Source organism: Pseudomonas sp. KH_024_B2 (assembly GCF_057839965.1).
Map to the genome: position 1 here is coordinate 1,776,480 of NZ_CM174502.1, position 16,521 is coordinate 1,793,000.

Sequence of the window (16,521 nt, forward strand, 5' to 3'; positions counted from 1 at the left end):
GTGATTGTCAGAATGCTTTCGCGGGCAAGCCCGTTCCCACAGTTGATCGCGTATCTCCTGTGGGAGCGGGCTTGCCCGCGAAGAGGCCAGTCCGGCCAGCGAGTCTCTAAAGGCAATCAGCTGTCGCCCGAATCCCCAACCCATTCCACCTGCGGCATCTGCCGCTTCATCAACACTTCGCCACCGCGAATCGAATACAACGCCAGCCCCTGGCTGCGGATCATTTCGTAGTCGCTGTCGGCCGACAGAATCAGCAGGTTGGCCGGGCGACCCGGTTCCAGTCCATAGCGATCGCCCAGGGCCATGGCCTTGGCGCTGTTGTCGGTGACCAGGTCCAGCGCGCTTTGCAGGTTGCGATAGCCGAGCATGTGGCAGATGTGCAGACCGGCTTCGAGCACTCGCAGGATGTTGCCATTACCCAGCGGATACCAGGGATCGACGATGGAGTCCTGACCAAAACAGACATTCATTCCGGCTTCGAGCAACTCGTTGACCCGCGTTACGCCGCGGCGTTTCGGGAAGTTGTCGAAACGCCCTTGCAGGTGAATGCTTTCGGTCGGGCAGGAGACGAAGCTGATCCCCGAATGCCCGAGCAGACGAAACAGTTTGGCGCAGTAGGCATTGTCGTAGGAGCCCATGGCGGTGGTGTGGCTGGCCGTGACCCGGGCGCCCATGTCGCGGCTGCGGGCTTCTTCGGCGAGCACTTCGAGGAAGCGCGAATGCGGGTCGTCGGTTTCGTCGCAATGCACGTCCACCAGGCAGCCGGTGCGTTCGGCCAGGTCCATCAGGAATTTGATCGAACTCACCCCTTGATCGCGGGTGTATTCAAAATGCGGAATGCCGCCAACCACATCGGCGCCCAGCAGAATGGCTTCCTCCATCAGGTCCCTGCCGTTGCGGTAAGACTCGATGCCTTCTTGCGGGAACGCGACGATTTGCAGGTCGATCAGATGGCGACTTTCCTCGCGCACTTCGAGCATCGCTTTGAGCGCGGTCAGCGTGGGATCGGTGACGTCGACATGGGTCCGCACATGCTGGATGCCATGGGCGGCGAGGGTGCGGATGGTTTTTTTGGCGCGGGCCTTGGTGTCTTCCTGGGTAATGGTGGCCTTGCGTTCGCCCCAGCATTCGATGCCTTCGAACAGGGTACCGCTCATGTTCCAGCGCGGTTCGCCAGCAGTGAGGGTGGCGTCGAGGTGAATGTGCGGTTCGACAAAGGGCGGCACCACCAGATTGCCGCCGGCATCCAGGTCGTCAGGGCCAAGTGTCGGTGCTTCGGTTTGCCGGGCAATACTTGAGATCAAGCCGTTTTCCAGGTGCAGCTCATGCAGACCTTCATGGTTGCGCAGGCGGGCGTTGATGATATGCATCGGGACCATCCTTTCTATTCAATCTTGTGTTTGGGCGTCGGCGGCCATCGGCTCGCGGGCGCCAAGCAGGCTTGTCAGCACAATATAGGTTGAAAAAGCCGATCAGGCTGGCCAGCACCGCCAACCGGGCCGAACTGAGGACCGCTGCGCGGCCCTGCGGGGCAAGCCCCCTCGCCACAATTACGCGTCAGACTGGAGACGTGCGCTAGCTGGACTGTAACGGTCAAAAAGCCGAAGGAACAGGCATAAAAAAACCACCGGCTTCGGTGGTTTTTTTCAATCGCCGGCTTATTCGCCGTGATAGATGCAGCCGCTGGTGCAGGTTTCGTGGATGCGGATCGCACTGAGCTCCGGCAGCAGGGGCTTCAACTCGTTCCAGATCCATTTGGCGAGGACTTCGCTGGTCGGATTTTCCAGACCAGGGATGTCGTTCAAATAATTATGATCGAGGCGCTCGTAGAGCGGCTTGAAGATCGCCTTGATTTCCGAGAAGTCGCGAATCCAGCCGGTGTGCGGATCGAGGTCGCCGCTCAGATGAATCGCCACCTTGAACGAGTGGCCGTGCAGGCGTCCGCACTTGTGGCCTTCTGGAACGTGGGGCAGGCGGTGGGCGGACTCGAAGGTAAATTCTTTGAAGATTTCCACAGTGGTTTGAGCTCTGTCAGGTGGCTATCGCCAGCGGCGATGAAGGCAGATAGCGAGTTTAACAGCTTGGGTTTGTGGTTGCGGGAAAACACTGACTAAAGGGTCAGTAAAAAAGTTCGGGACGGTGATGATGGCAATTCAGTTTCAGTTAAGTTGGTGTGGTTATGGTGGGGCCTGTAGATTTACATACTCAAGTCTGGACGCTGTCAGCGGGCAGGTTCTCAAGGATCATCAGGATACGTAATGAAGGTAAATCTGCGCGCCTGCAGCCGGACAGCTCTGGCGCTTCTGGCATTTTGCCCGGTGGTCGTGGCTCGTGACCTGAATCAGGACGAAGCCCTGCACCTGCGCCAGCAAGGGGTGATCGCGCCGCTCGAGCAGCTGCTGGGGGCGGTCATGCAACGCTACCCGGAAGGCAAGTTACTGGAGGCCGAACTCGAGGAGCACGAGGACCAACCGGTGCGCTATATCTATGAAATAGAACTGTTGACCGTCGAGGGTGTGGTGCGTGAAATAGAGCTCGACGCCAACACCGGTGAGCTGCTCAAAGACAAGGAAGACGACTGATGCGCCTGCTTCTGGTGGAAGACCATGTCCCGCTGGCCGACGAGTTGATGGCCGGGCTCAATCGCCAGGGTTACGCCGTCGATTGGCTGGCCGATGGCCACGATGCGGTGTATCAGGGCAGCAGCGAACCCTATGATTTGATCATTCTTGACCTCGGTCTACCGGGGTTGCCGGGGCTTGAGGTGTTGACCCGGTGGCGCGCAGCAGGTCTGGCCACGCCAGTGTTGATCCTGACAGCCCGTGGTTCCTGGGCCGAGCGCATCGAAGGGCTCAAGGCGGGTGCCGACGACTACCTGACCAAGCCGTTCCACCCTGAGGAACTGCACTTGCGGGTTCAGGCGCTGTTGCGGCGTTCCCACGGCCAGGCCAATCAGCCGACGCTCAAGGCCGCAGGTTGGCACCTTGATGAAGGCCGCCAGTGCGTCACCCGCGACGGCGCCGATATCCAGCTGACGGCGGCTGAGTTTCGGTTGTTGCGTTATTTCATGCTGCACCCCGAGCAGATCCTTTCCAAAAGCCATCTCGCTGAACATCTCTACGACGGTGAAACCGAGCGCGACTCCAATGTGCTGGAAGTCCACGTCAATCATCTGCGGCGCAAGCTCGGCCGCAGCGTGATCGAAACCCGTCGTGGCCAAGGCTACAGGTTTGGCGGGACTGCTCAGTGAGGTCGATTCAGCGCCGTTTGAGCCTCGGTCTGATCAGTGTGATGGTGATTGTCGGGCTGGTACTGACCCAGACCAGTCTCTGGTTGTTCGAAATGGGTTTGCAGCGTTATCTGGAAGCCGGATTGCGCAACGACAGCGAAAGCTTGCTGGTGGCGTTGGTGCGAGGGCCGCAAGGCTTGCAACTGGATGAACGACGTTTGTCACCGGCCTACCAGCGGCCGTTTTCCGGGCATTATTTTCATATCGATTTTGCCGACACCCACTGGCGTTCGCGCTCCTTATGGGATCAGGAACTGCCCAAGCTGGAACAGGCCGGTCTGCACAGCAATCTGCAACTGGGACCGGAAGGGCAGCAGTTGCTGGTTTTGCGATCCGACTACCGACGGCTGGGGCAATCGGTTTCCATCAGCGTGGCGCAGGATTACACGCCGGTACGGGAAAGTTTTCGGCGCGTGCAGCAGATTGGCGTCGGCCTCGGACTGGCGGGTTTGTTGCTGATTCTGATTTTGCAGCGTATCACCGTGCGCCGAGCGTTGCGGCCATTGGAAACGGCTCGGGAACAGATTGCTCAGCTCCAGCAGGGCCAGCGCTCACAACTGGACGCCCGGGTGCCGGTCGAACTGGAACCGCTGGTGGCGCAGATCAACCATTTGCTGGCGCATACCGAAGACAGCCTCAAACGTTCGCGCTACGCCTTGGGCAATTTGGGACATGCCCTGAAAACCCCGTTGGCGGTGCTGATGAGCCTGGCGTCGAGCGAGAAACTGGAGGCTCACCCGCAGTTGCGCAAGATTTTGCAGACGCAACTCGAACAGGTGCAGCAACGTCTCAGTCGTGAACTCAATCGTGCCCGTCTGGCCGGGGATGCCTTGCCCGGCGCGCAGTTCGATTGCGATGCAGAGCTGCCTGGTTTGCTCGCCACCTTGAACATGATCCACGGCGAACACCTTGAGCTCAGCCATGTTGTGCGTCCCGGCCTGCACTTGCCATGGGATCGGGAAGACTTGCTTGAACTGCTTGGCAACCTGCTGGACAACGCCTGCAAATGGGCGGACGCCGAGGTGAAGTTGAGCATCGCCGAGACGGCCGAGGGCTTTCGCCTGGTGGTGGAGGATGACGGCCCCGGGATTCCCGAGGAGCAACGCGATCAGGTCTTCAGCCGCGGCGCGCGGCTGGATGAACAGACCGACGGCCATGGCCTGGGGCTGGGCATCGTGCGCGATATCTGCGGTGGTCAACTAATTCCAGACACCTCGATAGGTGGTTTCGACGCCATTGTCCGTTCGTAAACGGTCGGTGGTAGATATCCCAGTTTCGAGTGCAGCCGTTTGTTGTTGTAAAACCCAACGATGTACTCCGTGATGTCGCGGATCGCTTCGCCATGGTTGGCGTAATCACGTCGCCAGACCCGCTCCATTTTCAAGCTCAGGAAGAAGCGCTCCATCACCGAGTTATCCCAACAGTTACCTTTACGGCTCATGCTTTGCTGCATGTCATTTCGCGCCAGCAGCGCTCTGTAGCTCGCGCTGGCGTATTGGCTGCCACGGTCTGAGTGAGCGATCAGTCCCGGTGGTGGTTGACGCTGAGCAATGGCCAACTGCATCGCGCTACACACCAGCTCCGCCGGCATGTTCGGGGCCATGGACCAGCCGACAATTTTACGGGAGTACAAGTCCAGCACCACCGCCAGGTATAACCAGCCGCTGCGGGTCCGGATGTAGGTAATGTCAGCCACCCAAGCCTTGTTCGGCGCAGCGGGGTCAAACTGACGATTCAACACATTTTCGGCAATGGGCAGGTCATGATTGCTGTCAGTCGTATGGACGAACTTGCGCTTCCAGGCCGAACGCAGACCGTTGGCACTCATCAAACGGCGGATTTTATAAAGGCCGACCACCATGCCCTTGCCACGCAAAGCATCCCGCAACGGGCGGCTGCCGTAGCAACCACCACTTTCGACAAACGAGGCTTTGAGCTGAACCGTGATCGGGCACACAGATGCCGGCTCAGCAGCGCGTTTGTTGGCCTCATAGAAACCGGATCGACTGACGTTGAGTAACCGACAGACATGCGCAACCGAGTAAGCCTTCTGTTGCAACTGCCTGACCAGCCGATAGGTCATTTCAGTTCGCGGGCAAAGAAGGCGGTAGCCTTTTTTAAGATGTCATTGTCCATCTTAAGCTGGCGGTTTTCCTGCTCCAATTGCCGGATACGTTGTTGCTCAGTCGTCAGTGGTTTGCCGATACCGGTCTCTCCCAGTAGCTCAGCATCGTACTGACGCACCCAACGTCGAACAGCCGTCTCACCTAGATTCAAATCCAGGCAGACCTGTGGAACGGTCAGGCCTTGGTCCTTGATCATCCTAACGACTTGTAGCTTGAAGCTCTCGTCAAAAACTCTGCGTTTGTCGGTCATGAAAAACTCCTCGATAGATGTATTTTCCACCTATCGGGGTGTCTGGGGAAATTAGACCACTGCAATCGTTGAGGTGTGGGGCGGGGGGATGCAGTTGCAGGGTCGTGAGCTGGGCGGGTTGAGGGTGGTGATCGAGTTGCCTGTGGGAAGGGCCGGGCGACGTTCGCTTGCTCGCGATTAGGGCGACCCGGCCTACCGATCCGGCTCACACCCCTTGAGCACCAACCGGATAATCGTCTGTGCCGCCGCTTCATAATCGGCTTCATCCAGTTTGGCTTTGCCGGTGACGGCGGAGATCTGCCAGTCGAAGTCGGCGTAGGTCTGGGTCGCGGCCCAGATGCTGAACATCAGGTGATGGGGGTCGAGCGGGGCGATCTGGCCGCGGTCGATCCAGGTCTGAATGCAGTCGATGTTGTGTTTGGCCTGGGCATTGAGCTGCTCGACCTGATCGGGGCTCAAGTGCGGTGCGCCATGCATGATCTCACTGGCGAACACCTTGGAAGCGAACGGCAGATCGCGGGAGATGCGGATTTTCGAGCGGATATAGCCGCTCAGCACTTCGCTGGGCACGCCGTCGGCATTGAAGGGTGTCGAGGCCTGCAGAATCGGCTCGATGATGCTTTCGAGCACCTCGCGGTAGAGGTTTTCCTTGGACTTGAAGTAGTAGTAGACGTTGGGCTTGGGCAACCCCGCCTTGGCCGCGATGTCGCTGGTTTTGGTCGCAGCGAAGCCCTTGTCGGCAAACTCTTCGCTGGCTGCGCGCAGGATCAGTTCTTTGTTGCGCTCGCGGATGGTGCTCATAAACCAGGTGATTCCTTGCCTGTTCTGGCGGTTGCGCATGGTAGCACCGGCTTTGCGCGGGGCTCAAGAATGCCCCACGGTGCCTAGTGTCGCGCTATGCTCGGCAAAATTTATTAGCAAAGGAAGCCTGATCCATGGCCGGAAGCAGTTTGCTGCTGTTGATCGATGATATTGCCACGGTGCTCGACGACGTCTCCTTGATGACCAAGATGGCCGCAAAGAAGACCGCCGGGGTGCTCGGCGACGATCTGGCGCTCAATGCCCAGCAGGTCTCGGGCGTACGTGCCGAACGCGAGATACCGGTGGTCTGGGCGGTTGCCAGGGGCTCGTTTCTCAACAAGTTGATCCTCGTTCCTGCCGCATTGGCCATCAGCGCCTTCGCGCCATGGCTGGTGACTCCGCTGTTGATGATCGGCGGGGCTTATCTGTGCTTCGAGGGGTTTGAAAAACTCGCGCACAAATTCCTTCACAGCAAAGCCGAAGATCAGGCCGAACACGCGCAGCTGATTGAAGCGGTGGCCGATCCTGCGGTCGATCTGGTGGCCTTCGAGAAGGACAAGATCAAAGGCGCGGTGCGCACGGACTTCATTCTCTCGGCAGAAATCATCGCCATCACCCTGGGCACTGTGGCCGACGCGCCGCTGATGCAGCAAGTCATCGTGCTGTCGGGCATCGCCATCGTCATGACCGTCGGCGTCTATGGCCTGGTAGCCGGCATCGTCAAACTCGACGACCTAGGGTTATGGCTGACCCAGAAGCCGGGGCAGATGGCGAAACGCATTGGCGGCGCCCTCCTGAGTGCCGCGCCGTACATGATGAAAAGCCTCTCGGTGATCGGCACTGCGGCGATGTTCATGGTCGGCGGCGGGATTCTTACCCATGGTGTGCCGGCGGCTCATCACTGGATCGAAAGCGTGAGCCAGAGCACGGGCGGTTTTTCACTGATCGTGCCGACCCTGCTGAATGCCGTGGCCGGGATTATCGCCGGGGCGGTGGTCTTGGTGGGAGTGATGGCGGCCAGTAAAGTCTGGCGGATGGCGAGGGCCTGAAACGGCGTTAACTGATCGTTCAAATAAAAAGGCCATTCGATCGAATCGAATGGCCTTTTTCTACCCGCGGATCGCGTTACTCGGCAATCTGCAACTTGCGCGCCTCGGTGTAGACGTAACGCACTTTGTCGTATTCGAACGGCGAATTCAGCTGCCCATAACGAAAGCCGTTCTGGTAGCGCTTGTCGATGCCGCGCAGGATCAGGATTTGCGGATGGTTCCCGCTGACCTGCGAGACGTTGAGGAAGTTGATCTGCGATTCGGCTGCGAAGTCGAACACCAGACCGCCGGTATCACGCAGGTTCGACGGGCCAAGAATCGGCAGGACGATGTAGGGACCGCCCGGCAGGCCATAGAAGCCCAGGGTCTGGCCGAAGTCTTCGCTCTGACGCGGCAAACCCATCATCGTTGCCGGGTCCCACAAGCCGGCGATGCCAATGGTGGTGTTGAGCAACAGTCGCCCCGTGGTCTCCATGGAGCGCTGCCCCTTGAACTGCAGCAGGCTGTTCAGCAGGTTGGGCACATCGCCCAGGTTGTTGAAGAAGTTGCTGACGCCAGCGCGCAGAAAGCCTGGGGTGATGTAGCGATAGCCATCGACCACCGGCAGGAACACCCACTCATCGAAGCGATAGTTGAAGTGATAGACCCGGCGGTTCCACGACTCCAGCGGGTCATAGACATTCAGCGCGTTCAAGGTCGAGCGTTCGAATTCGCGCTGGTCCAGCCCGGGGTTGAACTTGAGTTTGGTCATCGGCTCGGTGAAGCCGTCCTGATCGACCACGGTGGTGGTGTTGGCCTTGCTGTTGTCGGCATTGACATAGCCTGCGCAGAGCAACGCAGCGATCAGCAGGAGATGTTTACCCACGGAAGAACTCCAGCATGGCGTCGCTGTTGACGCGGTAGTTGAGGTTGCCGCAATGGCCGCCATGAGGGTAGACGGTCAGACGGTCGCCAAAGGTTTTACGCAGAAAACCGAGGTCGCCCGGGCCGAGAATCACATCGTCAGCGTTGTGCATCACGGCGATCTTCGGGCTGTCGTGCAGATAGTCCTTGAGCGCGTACAGACTGACCTGGTCGATCAGTTGCAGCACGCTGCCGCCGTCGGTGCGGGCACGCCACATCGGAATCACCTGCTCGGTGAGGTAACAATCGAAGTCGCATTGCAGAGCGCGCTTGAGGAATGGTGTAAGACTGGTGCCTTCCGTGATCGGGTACTTGGGCGGGGTAATCAGGCCACGACGGTTGATCAGGTCCGAGGTGAAGGCAATATCGGCCGCCGAAAAGCGGAACGAGGTGCCGATCAGCATGGCCATCTGTTCATTGCTCAGATGGTGTTTGGACTGTTGAAAGTCGTAGACCAGCGCGTCGTTGAGATCGATATAGCCTTTCTGCTGGAAGTAGCGGGTCAATTTGTTCAACACCAGCTCATAAAACGTGGTGGTGTTGTTGATGCCCTTGACCTCTGTTTGTACAAGCTTGTCCAGGTTGGTGATCGAGGTGTAAAGGTTGACCGGTGGGTTGAGCAGCAAGACTTTCTTGAAGTTGAAGCTGCGCCGGGTTTCATCCAGTTTGCTGACAAACGCTGCCTCCAGAGCGCCCAGGCTGTAGCCGGTGAGGTAGAACTCGCTGATCGGCAGGTCAGGGTGTTGCGCGCGCACGGCCTGCATGACGCGGTACAGGTCCTCGGCGTCTTCCTTGGTTATGCCCGGCGTGGCAAAGCGCGAAGCGGCGCTCATGAAGTCGAAACTGGTCGGCGACGACAGTTGCACCACGTGATAGCCGGTTTTGTAGTAGAGCTTTTTCAGGTATTCGTTGATGCTGCTGTTGTAGGGCGCGCCAGTACCGGAGATCAGGAAAATCAGCGGTGCGGCATGATCCTGTTTGGCCATGCGGTAGGTGAGCTGTTTCACTGCCCAGAAATTGTCCGGCAGGGTGAACTCGCGCTCCGGGCGCAACCTCAGGCTGTAATCAGCCTGATCGATATCTTCATCGGCCGGCAGTTCTGGGCGCAGATCCGGTGGTGTGGTGGCAATCGTCGCCTCGAACGGATTGGTCAGCGGGTAGCCATAACTGACGGCGTCGACATCGACCGCCAGTGCGGACGCACTCGAGATAAGGCCACCCAACAAGGCAGCGAAGCGCAAGGATCGGAGCATGACTAAATCCCTTGGAGGAAAGGTGCCGAGTAAGGTTCGCAGGCTATGACCACCACGCAGGCATCAAAGTGCCATTCAACGGCATAAATAGTCGGGTTCGGCCAGCATGAGCAGGGGTAATAGCAACTGGACGATACACTTTGCGGCTAATTCGTGGACAGTTATCTGTGTAACAGCTTGCATACCCGCGTCGGGCGATTAAGCTGGGCGCCGTTTTCGTTTATCGGAGTGCTTCATGTCCCGCCGTCTGCCCGTGATTCTGCTGCTCATTGTTCTGCCATTGTGGCTGGCCGCCAGTTATGGCTTGCGCTACGGGTTTATGGAGGATGCCCAGTGGGTTGGCGCCTGTGTCGATGAGGCGAGCCGTTGGGAATGCCAGGCGCGTTCGACTCTGGGACTGATGATTCACTTCAAGCTCATGGGCTGGGCAGCGCTGGCGGCGGCGATCGTCGCGTTCCTGGTGCCGGGACGGGCCGGATGGCGTCTGGCGGTACTGGCACTGTTGTTCGGCTTTCCGGCATTGGCGTTGTATAACGTCAGTCTTGCGGTGTTTGCGGTAGTGTTTGCGGCGTTGCGTTTAGTCAGGGCACCGCGCGCCTTGAGCTGAATCATGAGATCGGGGGAGGCAGGATCTGCCTCCCGCCGTGTCAGCCAGTCTTTCAGGCCGATTGCAACTGTCGATCCATCGACTCGATGCACTCACGCATCTGCTCACGGCACTGAGCCATCAGCCTCGGCATATCGTCCAGGCTCAACCCGGCGGTAGGGATCGCCGGCAGCGAGCGGATCAGGATGTTGCCGCTGCGCCAGCGGTTCAGACGCATATGCTTGATATAGCTGCTGACGCACACCGGTACGATCGGTACCCCTGCGGCAATGGCCATTTGAAACGCGCCTTTCTTGAAGGGCAACAACTCTTCGCCGAGATTGCGCGTGCCTTCCGGAAATACCCAGATCGACGTGTCCTTGTGTCGCAAGGTGTGTGTGGTGGTCAGCATCGACTGGCGGGCCTTGTGCGCATTGCCACGGTCAATCAATACATTGCCGGCGAGCCAGAACAACTGCCCGAACAGCGGCACCCACTTCAGGCTCTTCTTGCCGATGCATACCGTGCGCCGCGGCACTACATTGCCGAACACGAACAAATCATAGTTGGACTGGTGATTGGCGATGATCACGCAGCTGTGGGGCTTGTCCAGCAACGGCCCGACCTCGGTCTTCACCCGCAGACGCAAAATACACATGGCCGGCCAGGCGTAGAAGCGCGCGCACAAACGACTGTTATCCGGATTGAACGGCCGGCATAGCCCAAGCACCACCCCGAGCACACCTGCGGCGACAAAATTCAGGCTCATCAACAACATACGAAACAGATACAGCATCAACAGGCCCGCCGGAATAAAAGGTGGCGCAGTGTACGGACGTGCACTGTTTTCGGCAATTGGCTGTATAGAGGGGGGAGATGGGCGATGTTTAAGTGCATGTTTCTGACTTGTGGCGCCAGATGCGGTTTAGAGCGGCTGTAGGTTTTTTCAACGAAAAACCAAGAAAAAGCCCGACTCGAGGGTCGGGCTTGTCTCTATGTGGCTTCCGGCTTTTAACCCAGGCTCTCCTGGTCCAGGATGATCGCGTTGTCCAGCGTCTCCAGCAGTGCCTTACGTACTTTTAACTTGGTGTTCTTGTGGGCGGTCATGTTGATCTTCTTCAACTGGCGTGCCGCAGCCAGTGCAGCGCCCTGCAACTCTTCCGGCGCCACTACCTTGTCGAGGAAACCGGCATCCACCGCGCTTTGCGGGTCAAACATCTCGGCATTGATCACCGAGCGATGGAACGCCGACTTGCGCAGACGATCACGGGCCAGCTCGATACCGGCATGGTGCATGGTCATGCCGATCTGAACTTCGTTCAGGCCAATGCTGAACGGACCCTCGACGCCGATCCGGTAATCCGCCGACAACAGCAGAAACGCACCTTTGGCCACCGCATGTCCAGGGCACGCGACAACGACCGGGAAGGGGTGAGACAGCAGGCGACGAGCCAGGGTCGACCCCGAGGTCACCAGGCTGATCGCTTCCGTAGGGCCGGCTGTCATCACCTTCAAATCATAACCGCCCGACAGAATCCCCGGCTGACCGGTGATGATCACCACGGCGCGATCCTTCACGGCCTGATCCAGCGCAGCATTGAAAGCAGCAATCACGTCCGGCGAAATGGCATTGACCTTGCCATTGCTCAACGTCAGGGTCGCGATACCGTCTTCGAGGTGGTAGGAAATCAACTCACTCATGACGCTATTCCTTCTAATAAAGTGGGGCAGACGTTACCCACCGTCGTAGGTCAGGTAAAGCGCCATGACTGACTGGTGAGTCAGCCTTTGCTCGCCCGGAAAGCGCAATCGACCATGCCGGTAGCGTATTGCTCTCTATATAGAGAGGTGAAGGCAAGACCAGAGATTGGCCGGTTTGCCATGGCCTGACACAGCACCCAACCGCACCAACCGACATAAATGCCTTAACCGCATGAAAATTCTGAAAAAAACCTTTGCCATCGGAAAAGCTTTCGACTACATTAGCGCGCCTCGACAGACTGAATGCGTTTGACGAGATACGGTGAAGTGTCCGAGTGGCTTAAGGAGCACGCCTGGAAAGTGTGTATACAGGAAACTGTATCGAGAGTTCGAATCTCTCCTTCACCGCCATATTCGCTACAAGCCAAACCCCTGATTTTCCTCGCGGAAGTCGGGGGTTTTGCGTTTCTGGAGTTTTGTTTAGGGCAAAACTGCGTCCTTTCGTTCTCCGAGTTGCACACAAAATGTACGACTTTAGGTTTGCTGCCTGCTCATGGCTCGTTGCTATGCTCATTTTCTGCCAAGGAATGATGAGCGATGATCGCTCATGTCCGGCGGTTGGAGCAGGGCCATGAAGGTGCAGGTTAAAGCAATACACGGAAATTGGACGTCAGGGTTTGCGCTAGACAAACATGTGCTTCACAGCGTTTGCACAGGTGAAAATGAACAGGGCCGGCCCATGTTCGATAACACTCGATCTGAGCCCGGGGAGGCGCTGTATCAGCTAAAGTACAAATTTCAGCGTGCACAGGCAGGGCTTCTGGCTGCTGAAATCGTTAAAAGCATCTACCCCAGATTTCAAGATGTAGGTCTGATTGTACCCATGCCAGCTTCAAAAAATCGTGAATGGCAGCCAGTGGTTGAAGTAGCGGATGAAATCGGAAAGCTGGTGGGGCTGCACGTTTTTCATAATCTCCTCACTAAAGAGCCGACAGGGCAATCGCTTAAGGATCTTGGTTCAAAGGATGAGAGGTCTAAGGCACTGGCGGGTAAAATCAAGCTTCATGATGAGATCGATGGTGAGGGCAAATGGAACGTGTTGCTCGTCGATGATCGATATGAGACTGGCGCGTCCGTCGAGGCTGCATGCGCAGTACTTCAGACCTACGGTAAGATAGGGAAAATTTATGTGGCCACTGCTACATGGTAGGTATCAATAAATGAGTACGATTTTTATTGCGGGCTCCATCAGTATCAAAAACCTTGATCCTATGGTGAAAGAGCGCATCGATAATATTGTCGGAGCTGATCATTCCGTGGTGGTCGGAGATGCCGATGGTGCAGACAGCTCCATTCAATCTTACCTTCACCAAAAAAATGCGAGCCATGCAGTGGTGTATTGCAGTGGCGACAGCCCACGGAACAATCTGGGTAACTGGCCTGTCCATTCCGTGCAAGTTCGCCAGTTTAAACCTGGCTCCAGGGCTTTTTTCACAGCTAAAGATATCGAAATGGCCAAAGATGCTGATTTCGGTTTGATGATCTGGGATGCGAAAAGCTCAGGTACATTAAGCAATGTCATTGAGTTGTTACAGCATAAAAAAAAGTCAGTAGTTTTTGTTAATAAGGTCAAAGCTTTTCAAGTCGTTGGAGATGTGGGTCAACTTGAGGAATTGCTGGCCTATATGTCCCCGCACGTTCTTGAAAAGACTGATGCCAAGATAGGTCTTCGTAAAAAAATTGCTTCATTGAAGCATGAGCAAACAGATATGTTCTTCTGAGTTTTCTCAAAGTCAGCTTAATAGCACAATGCTGTTTACTTAAGCGGAGTTGTATTGCGATCCGCCGGATACCGGACGTTAGATGTTTTTACTGCCCTGGACCTAGTGTCCTGAGCGTGTAATTTGTTTGCCTAAAAACATGTCGATATACTGATCAGACTTCGACCTCGCTGAGCGGTAGTGTGCATGGCCAAGTCCGCAGCCCCGTTCGCTTTAAGGAAACTCGGCGGATGCAGGAGCTGAGTGCAACACGGTTATTGAATTGAAGCCGGGGCATCATGCCGCATAGCCATGGCCTCTTGCATCACTTGGCCCATCACTTCGATTGGACATTTGAAATCGAAACGCTTACGTGGGCGCATGTTCAGTTGCAGCGCTATGGCATCGAGCTCTTCCTGGCTGTGGACTGACAAGTCAGTCCCCTTGGGCAAGTACTGGCGGATCAGCCCGTTGATATTTTCGTTGCTGCCGCGCTGCCAAGGGCTGTGCGGGTCACAGAAATAGATGGCCACACCGGTCTTCTGGGTAATTTCGACGTGCCGCGCCATCTCCCGGCCCTGGTCGTAGGTCATGCTTTTACGCATCGCCAGCGGCATGCGATTGAGCGCCGCACTGAAGCCCTCCATCGCAGAGGTCGCCGTCGCATCATTCATTTTCACCAGCATCAAGTAACCACTGGTACGTTCCACCAGGGTGCCTACAGACGAGGCGTTGGCTTTGCCCTTGATCAGATCGCCTTCCCAATGTCCCGGCATCAACCGGTCTTCAATCTCGGGTGGGCGCACGTGAATGCTGACCATTTCGGGGATCTGGCCTCGCCGATCCACTCCACCAGAGCGAGGCCTACGGGCCGTTTTGCCTTGGCGCAGGCAGATGATCAGCTCCTTGCGAAGCTCACCGACCGGCAGGGCGTAGATCGCGGTGTAGATCGTCTCGCGGCAGACGTAGGCTTCTTTGAGGCTGGGTATGTTCATGCTGCGTAGCTTGCCGGCAATTTGCTCGGGAGACAAACGCTCACGCAGCATATGAGTCACTAACTCGAAACGTTCGCTGCCCGGCAGCAGCTTACGTTTGGGTCGACAGCTGCGGCGGCGAACCTGCATGTAGTGCTGGGCAGCACGTACCGAATAGCGGCCACAGGCTTCTCGGTTGCGGCGCAGCTCCCGGCTTACCGTCGAGGGCGCTCGGTTGATCAAACGGGCGATCCTTCGCTGACTAAAGCCTTGGGCTTGGCCGAGCTGGATGGTGACGCGTTCTTCGACGCTGAGTTCGTTATAGGACATAGGGGCAACACCGTACCGGAAAGGTCAGGTGTTGCACTCAGTTTTTGCGGCCGCCCTCTGAAAAAGACTTCCAGATTTGGTGAAATACGCACCTCACACGAACAGAACGGTTGAGCCCCGATGAAACAGATGTCCTTCGCCGATGCCGAATACGCCGGCAAACGTAAGCAAACCCGACGTGAGCGCTTCCTGATCGAGATGGATCAGGTCGTGCCCTGGAAGGGTTTGATTGCCTTGATCGAGCCGTATTATCCGAAGGGTGAAGGCGGTCGTCCGGCGTATCCGTTGCTGGCGATGTTACGGGTTCATCTGATGCAAAACTGGTTCGGCTACAGCGACCCGGCGATGGAAGAATCGCTGTATGAAACGACGATCCTGCGCCAGTTCGCGGGGCTGCATCTGGATCGAATTCCTGACGAAACCACGATCCTCAACTTCCGCCGCTTGCTGGAAAAACATGAGCTGGCGGGTGGGATTTTGCAGGTTATCAACGGTTATCTGGGCGACCGTGGATTGATGTTGCGCCACGGAACGATTGTGGATGCGACGATCATTCATGCGCCCAGTTCAACCAAGAACAAAGACAAAAAACGTGACCCCGAGATGCATCAGACCAAGAAAGGAAATCAGTACTTTTTTGGAATGAAGTCTCACATTGGCGTGGACGCTGATTCGGGGTTGGTTCATAGCGTTGTCGGTACGCCTGCCAACGTGGCGGACGTGACGCAAGTGGATCAACTGCTTCACGGGGAAGAAGTTCACGTCTGTGGCGATGCTGGTTACACCGGCGTGCAGAAGCGCCCAGAACATCAGGATCGCAAGATGATCTGGTCGATTTCTGCGCGGCCCAGTTCGTACAAAGAGCATGGCAAAGACACGGTGATCGGTAGTGTGCTACGCGGGATTGAGTATGCGAAAGCGCAAGTCAGAGCCAAGGTTGAGCATCCGTTTCGAGTGATCAAGCGCCAGTTTGGCTATACGAAAGTGCGCTTTCGTGGTCTGACGAAAAACATCGCTCAACAGACGACGTTGTTCGCCTTGTCGAACCTGTGGATGGTGCGAAAACGATTGTTGAATGCAGGAGAGGTGCGTCTGTAATGCGGGCTAATCGCCCTGAAACAGCGCGATTAGAGGAAAAAACATGAATTAAAGACAGGAAAGGTCTGGTTTTCGACCGAATAAGCGTTTTTTGAACCTCAAGCAGAGAGGGCATCAAAAATCGCTGGGTACTTCAGACCTTCCTTAACGACCTTTTTGCGCGGCTTGTCGAGTTTTTTTGTGGTGGCCATGGGGGCCTCCAGAGCGTACGTATCCGTGCTGACAACTTATGCGATGAAAATCTCTTGGAAAAAAACATACTGAAAGCGCACTTATCCCCCTCTCTTGTGGGAGGCGGAGAAAGCCCGTGCGGCGTCTGGTATGACGTTACACGGGATTTTTTATTGCGAGGGCGAGATGCTATTTCTTTGTAGCGTAATAAAAACCAGTTGCAGCCGAGA

General features: G+C 56.7%; 17 protein-coding genes and 1 tRNA gene. 9 read left to right on the forward strand and 9 right to left on the reverse strand.

What is annotated here, in order from left to right:
- Positions 1-116: 116 nt before the first annotated feature.
- The gene (gene codA, locus AC3I0A_RS08400) at positions 117-1,370 is read right to left on the reverse strand and encodes a cytosine deaminase (protein WP_489377220.1); all 1,254 of its coding nucleotides are present in this window, start codon (positions 1,368-1,370) and stop codon (positions 117-119) included.
- Positions 1,371-1,658: 288 nt separating this feature from the next.
- On the reverse strand, positions 1,659-2,015 hold the full coding sequence (gene queD / locus AC3I0A_RS08405; protein WP_019692825.1) for a 6-carboxytetrahydropterin synthase QueD: 357 nt from the start codon (positions 2,013-2,015) through the stop codon (positions 1,659-1,661).
- 243 nt (positions 2,016-2,258) lie between these two features.
- On the opposite strand from queD, the gene AC3I0A_RS08410 reads away from it, so the two are divergent.
- Genes AC3I0A_RS08410 through AC3I0A_RS08420 form a run of 3 tightly spaced genes read left to right on the forward strand, consistent with a single transcriptional unit; the run spans position 2,259 to position 4,539 of the window.
- Positions 2,259-2,582: a PepSY domain-containing protein gene (locus AC3I0A_RS08410; protein WP_489377221.1), complete on the forward strand. Its 324-nt coding sequence runs from the start codon at positions 2,259-2,261 to the stop codon at positions 2,580-2,582.
- Positions 2,582-3,250, forward strand: a complete 669-nt coding sequence (locus AC3I0A_RS08415) for a response regulator transcription factor (RefSeq protein WP_489377223.1) — start codon at positions 2,582-2,584, stop codon at positions 3,248-3,250. The genes AC3I0A_RS08410 and AC3I0A_RS08415 overlap by 1 nt, the downstream gene beginning before the upstream one ends.
- Complete coding sequence (locus AC3I0A_RS08420) at positions 3,247-4,539, forward strand: ATP-binding protein (protein ID WP_489377225.1); 1,293 nt, start codon at positions 3,247-3,249, stop codon at positions 4,537-4,539. Before AC3I0A_RS08415 ends, AC3I0A_RS08420 begins: the two co-directional genes overlap by 4 nt.
- Here AC3I0A_RS08420 and AC3I0A_RS08425 read toward each other — a convergent pair.
- Both AC3I0A_RS08425 and AC3I0A_RS08430 read right to left on the reverse strand, forming a co-directional pair.
- Positions 4,485-5,665 (reverse strand): IS3 family transposase gene (locus AC3I0A_RS08425; RefSeq protein ID WP_489372800.1). Its coding sequence is split into 2 segments (ribosomal slippage): positions 4,485-5,401 and positions 5,401-5,665, totalling 1,182 coding nucleotides; the frame shifts between segments, so codons are not numbered across the junction. The two genes, AC3I0A_RS08420 and AC3I0A_RS08425, sit on opposite strands and share 55 nt — an antisense overlap.
- Positions 5,666-5,857: 192 nt before the next feature.
- On the reverse strand, positions 5,858-6,466 hold the full coding sequence (locus AC3I0A_RS08430; RefSeq protein ID WP_489377226.1) for a TetR/AcrR family transcriptional regulator: 609 nt from the start codon (positions 6,464-6,466) through the stop codon (positions 5,858-5,860).
- Between the two features lie 134 nt (positions 6,467-6,600).
- Here AC3I0A_RS08430 and AC3I0A_RS08435 point away from each other — a divergent pair, with 134 nt between their 5' ends.
- Positions 6,601-7,515, forward strand: a complete 915-nt coding sequence (locus tag AC3I0A_RS08435; protein WP_489377227.1) for a DUF808 domain-containing protein — start codon at positions 6,601-6,603, stop codon at positions 7,513-7,515.
- Positions 7,516-7,591: 76 nt separating this feature from the next.
- Here AC3I0A_RS08435 and AC3I0A_RS08440 read toward each other — a convergent pair whose 3' ends face one another.
- Together AC3I0A_RS08440 and AC3I0A_RS08445 are read right to left on the reverse strand one after the other, a co-directional pair.
- A complete protein-coding gene (locus tag AC3I0A_RS08440; protein WP_489378454.1) occupies positions 7,592-8,350 on the reverse strand; it encodes an MlaA family lipoprotein in 759 nt (252 codons plus the stop codon).
- A 22-nt stretch (positions 8,351-8,372) separates the two neighbouring features.
- Positions 8,373-9,671, reverse strand: coding sequence for an alpha/beta fold hydrolase family protein (locus AC3I0A_RS08445; RefSeq protein WP_489377228.1), 1,299 nt, complete (start codon positions 9,669-9,671; stop codon positions 8,373-8,375).
- 235 nt (positions 9,672-9,906) lie between these two features.
- Between AC3I0A_RS08445 and AC3I0A_RS08450 the strand changes: the two genes are divergently transcribed.
- Positions 9,907-10,278, forward strand: a complete 372-nt coding sequence (locus tag AC3I0A_RS08450; protein WP_489377229.1) for a hypothetical protein — start codon at positions 9,907-9,909, stop codon at positions 10,276-10,278.
- A 52-nt stretch (positions 10,279-10,330) separates the two neighbouring features.
- Here the strand turns inward: AC3I0A_RS08450 and AC3I0A_RS08455 are convergent, their stop codons facing one another.
- Both AC3I0A_RS08455 and AC3I0A_RS08460 read right to left on the reverse strand, forming a co-directional pair.
- A complete protein-coding gene (locus tag AC3I0A_RS08455) occupies positions 10,331-11,053 on the reverse strand; it encodes a lysophospholipid acyltransferase family protein (protein ID WP_489377231.1) in 723 nt (240 codons plus the stop codon).
- 215 nt (positions 11,054-11,268) lie between these two features.
- Positions 11,269-11,958: a crotonase/enoyl-CoA hydratase family protein gene (locus tag AC3I0A_RS08460; protein WP_489377232.1), complete on the reverse strand. Its 690-nt coding sequence runs from the start codon at positions 11,956-11,958 to the stop codon at positions 11,269-11,271.
- Between the two features lie 321 nt (positions 11,959-12,279).
- Here AC3I0A_RS08460 and AC3I0A_RS08465 point away from each other — a divergent pair.
- The 3 genes from AC3I0A_RS08465 to AC3I0A_RS08475 all read left to right on the forward strand — a co-directional run bounded on the left by AC3I0A_RS08465 (position 12,280) and on the right by AC3I0A_RS08475 (position 13,739).
- Positions 12,280-12,369 (forward strand) — tRNA-Ser (locus AC3I0A_RS08465).
- Positions 12,370-12,589: 220 nt separating this feature from the next.
- Positions 12,590-13,168 carry a ComF family protein gene (locus tag AC3I0A_RS08470; protein WP_489377233.1) on the forward strand — a complete coding sequence of 193 codons (579 nt, stop codon included), beginning with the start codon at positions 12,590-12,592 and terminating at the stop codon, positions 13,166-13,168.
- 10 nt (positions 13,169-13,178) lie between these two features.
- Positions 13,179-13,739 carry a hypothetical protein gene (locus AC3I0A_RS08475; protein ID WP_489377234.1) on the forward strand — a complete coding sequence of 187 codons (561 nt, stop codon included), beginning with the start codon at positions 13,179-13,181 and terminating at the stop codon, positions 13,737-13,739.
- A gap of 254 nt (positions 13,740-13,993) precedes the next feature.
- On the opposite strand, the gene AC3I0A_RS08480 is transcribed toward AC3I0A_RS08475, so the two are convergent.
- Positions 13,994-15,022: an IS30 family transposase gene (locus AC3I0A_RS08480; protein ID WP_489372379.1), complete on the reverse strand. Its 1,029-nt coding sequence runs from the start codon at positions 15,020-15,022 to the stop codon at positions 13,994-13,996.
- A gap of 120 nt (positions 15,023-15,142) precedes the next feature.
- Here AC3I0A_RS08480 and AC3I0A_RS08485 point away from each other — a divergent pair, with 120 nt between their 5' ends.
- Positions 15,143-16,120: an IS5 family transposase gene (locus AC3I0A_RS08485; protein ID WP_489377235.1), complete on the forward strand. Its 978-nt coding sequence runs from the start codon at positions 15,143-15,145 to the stop codon at positions 16,118-16,120.
- Positions 16,121-16,521: the final 401 nt, after the last annotated feature.

What these genes read in the sequence shown, in the direction of transcription:
- AC3I0A_RS08480 (WP_489372379.1), bottom strand. Translation starts at nt 15,022, where the DNA reads ATGTCCTATAACGAACTCAGCGTCGAAGAACGCGTCACCATCCAGCTC.
- codA (WP_489377220.1), bottom strand. Translation starts at nt 1,370, where the DNA reads ATGCATATCATCAACGCCCGCCTGCGCAACCATGAAGGTCTGCATGAG.
- AC3I0A_RS08460 (WP_489377232.1), bottom strand. Translation starts at nt 11,958, where the DNA reads ATGAGTGAGTTGATTTCCTACCACCTCGAAGACGGTATCGCGACCCTG.
- AC3I0A_RS08475 (WP_489377234.1), top strand. Translation starts at nt 13,179, where the DNA reads ATGAGTACGATTTTTATTGCGGGCTCCATCAGTATCAAAAACCTTGAT.
- AC3I0A_RS08470 (WP_489377233.1), top strand. Translation starts at nt 12,590, where the DNA reads ATGAAGGTGCAGGTTAAAGCAATACACGGAAATTGGACGTCAGGGTTT.
- AC3I0A_RS08445 (WP_489377228.1), bottom strand. Translation starts at nt 9,671, where the DNA reads ATGCTCCGATCCTTGCGCTTCGCTGCCTTGTTGGGTGGCCTTATCTCG.
- AC3I0A_RS08430 (WP_489377226.1), bottom strand. Translation starts at nt 6,466, where the DNA reads ATGAGCACCATCCGCGAGCGCAACAAAGAACTGATCCTGCGCGCAGCC.
- AC3I0A_RS08450 (WP_489377229.1), top strand. Translation starts at nt 9,907, where the DNA reads ATGTCCCGCCGTCTGCCCGTGATTCTGCTGCTCATTGTTCTGCCATTG.
- AC3I0A_RS08455 (WP_489377231.1), bottom strand. Translation starts at nt 11,053, where the DNA reads ATGCTGTATCTGTTTCGTATGTTGTTGATGAGCCTGAATTTTGTCGCC.
- AC3I0A_RS08485 (WP_489377235.1), top strand. Translation starts at nt 15,143, where the DNA reads ATGAAACAGATGTCCTTCGCCGATGCCGAATACGCCGGCAAACGTAAG.
- AC3I0A_RS08435 (WP_489377227.1), top strand. Translation starts at nt 6,601, where the DNA reads ATGGCCGGAAGCAGTTTGCTGCTGTTGATCGATGATATTGCCACGGTG.
- AC3I0A_RS08415 (WP_489377223.1), top strand. Translation starts at nt 2,582, where the DNA reads ATGCGCCTGCTTCTGGTGGAAGACCATGTCCCGCTGGCCGACGAGTTG.
- AC3I0A_RS08410 (WP_489377221.1), top strand. Translation starts at nt 2,259, where the DNA reads ATGAAGGTAAATCTGCGCGCCTGCAGCCGGACAGCTCTGGCGCTTCTG.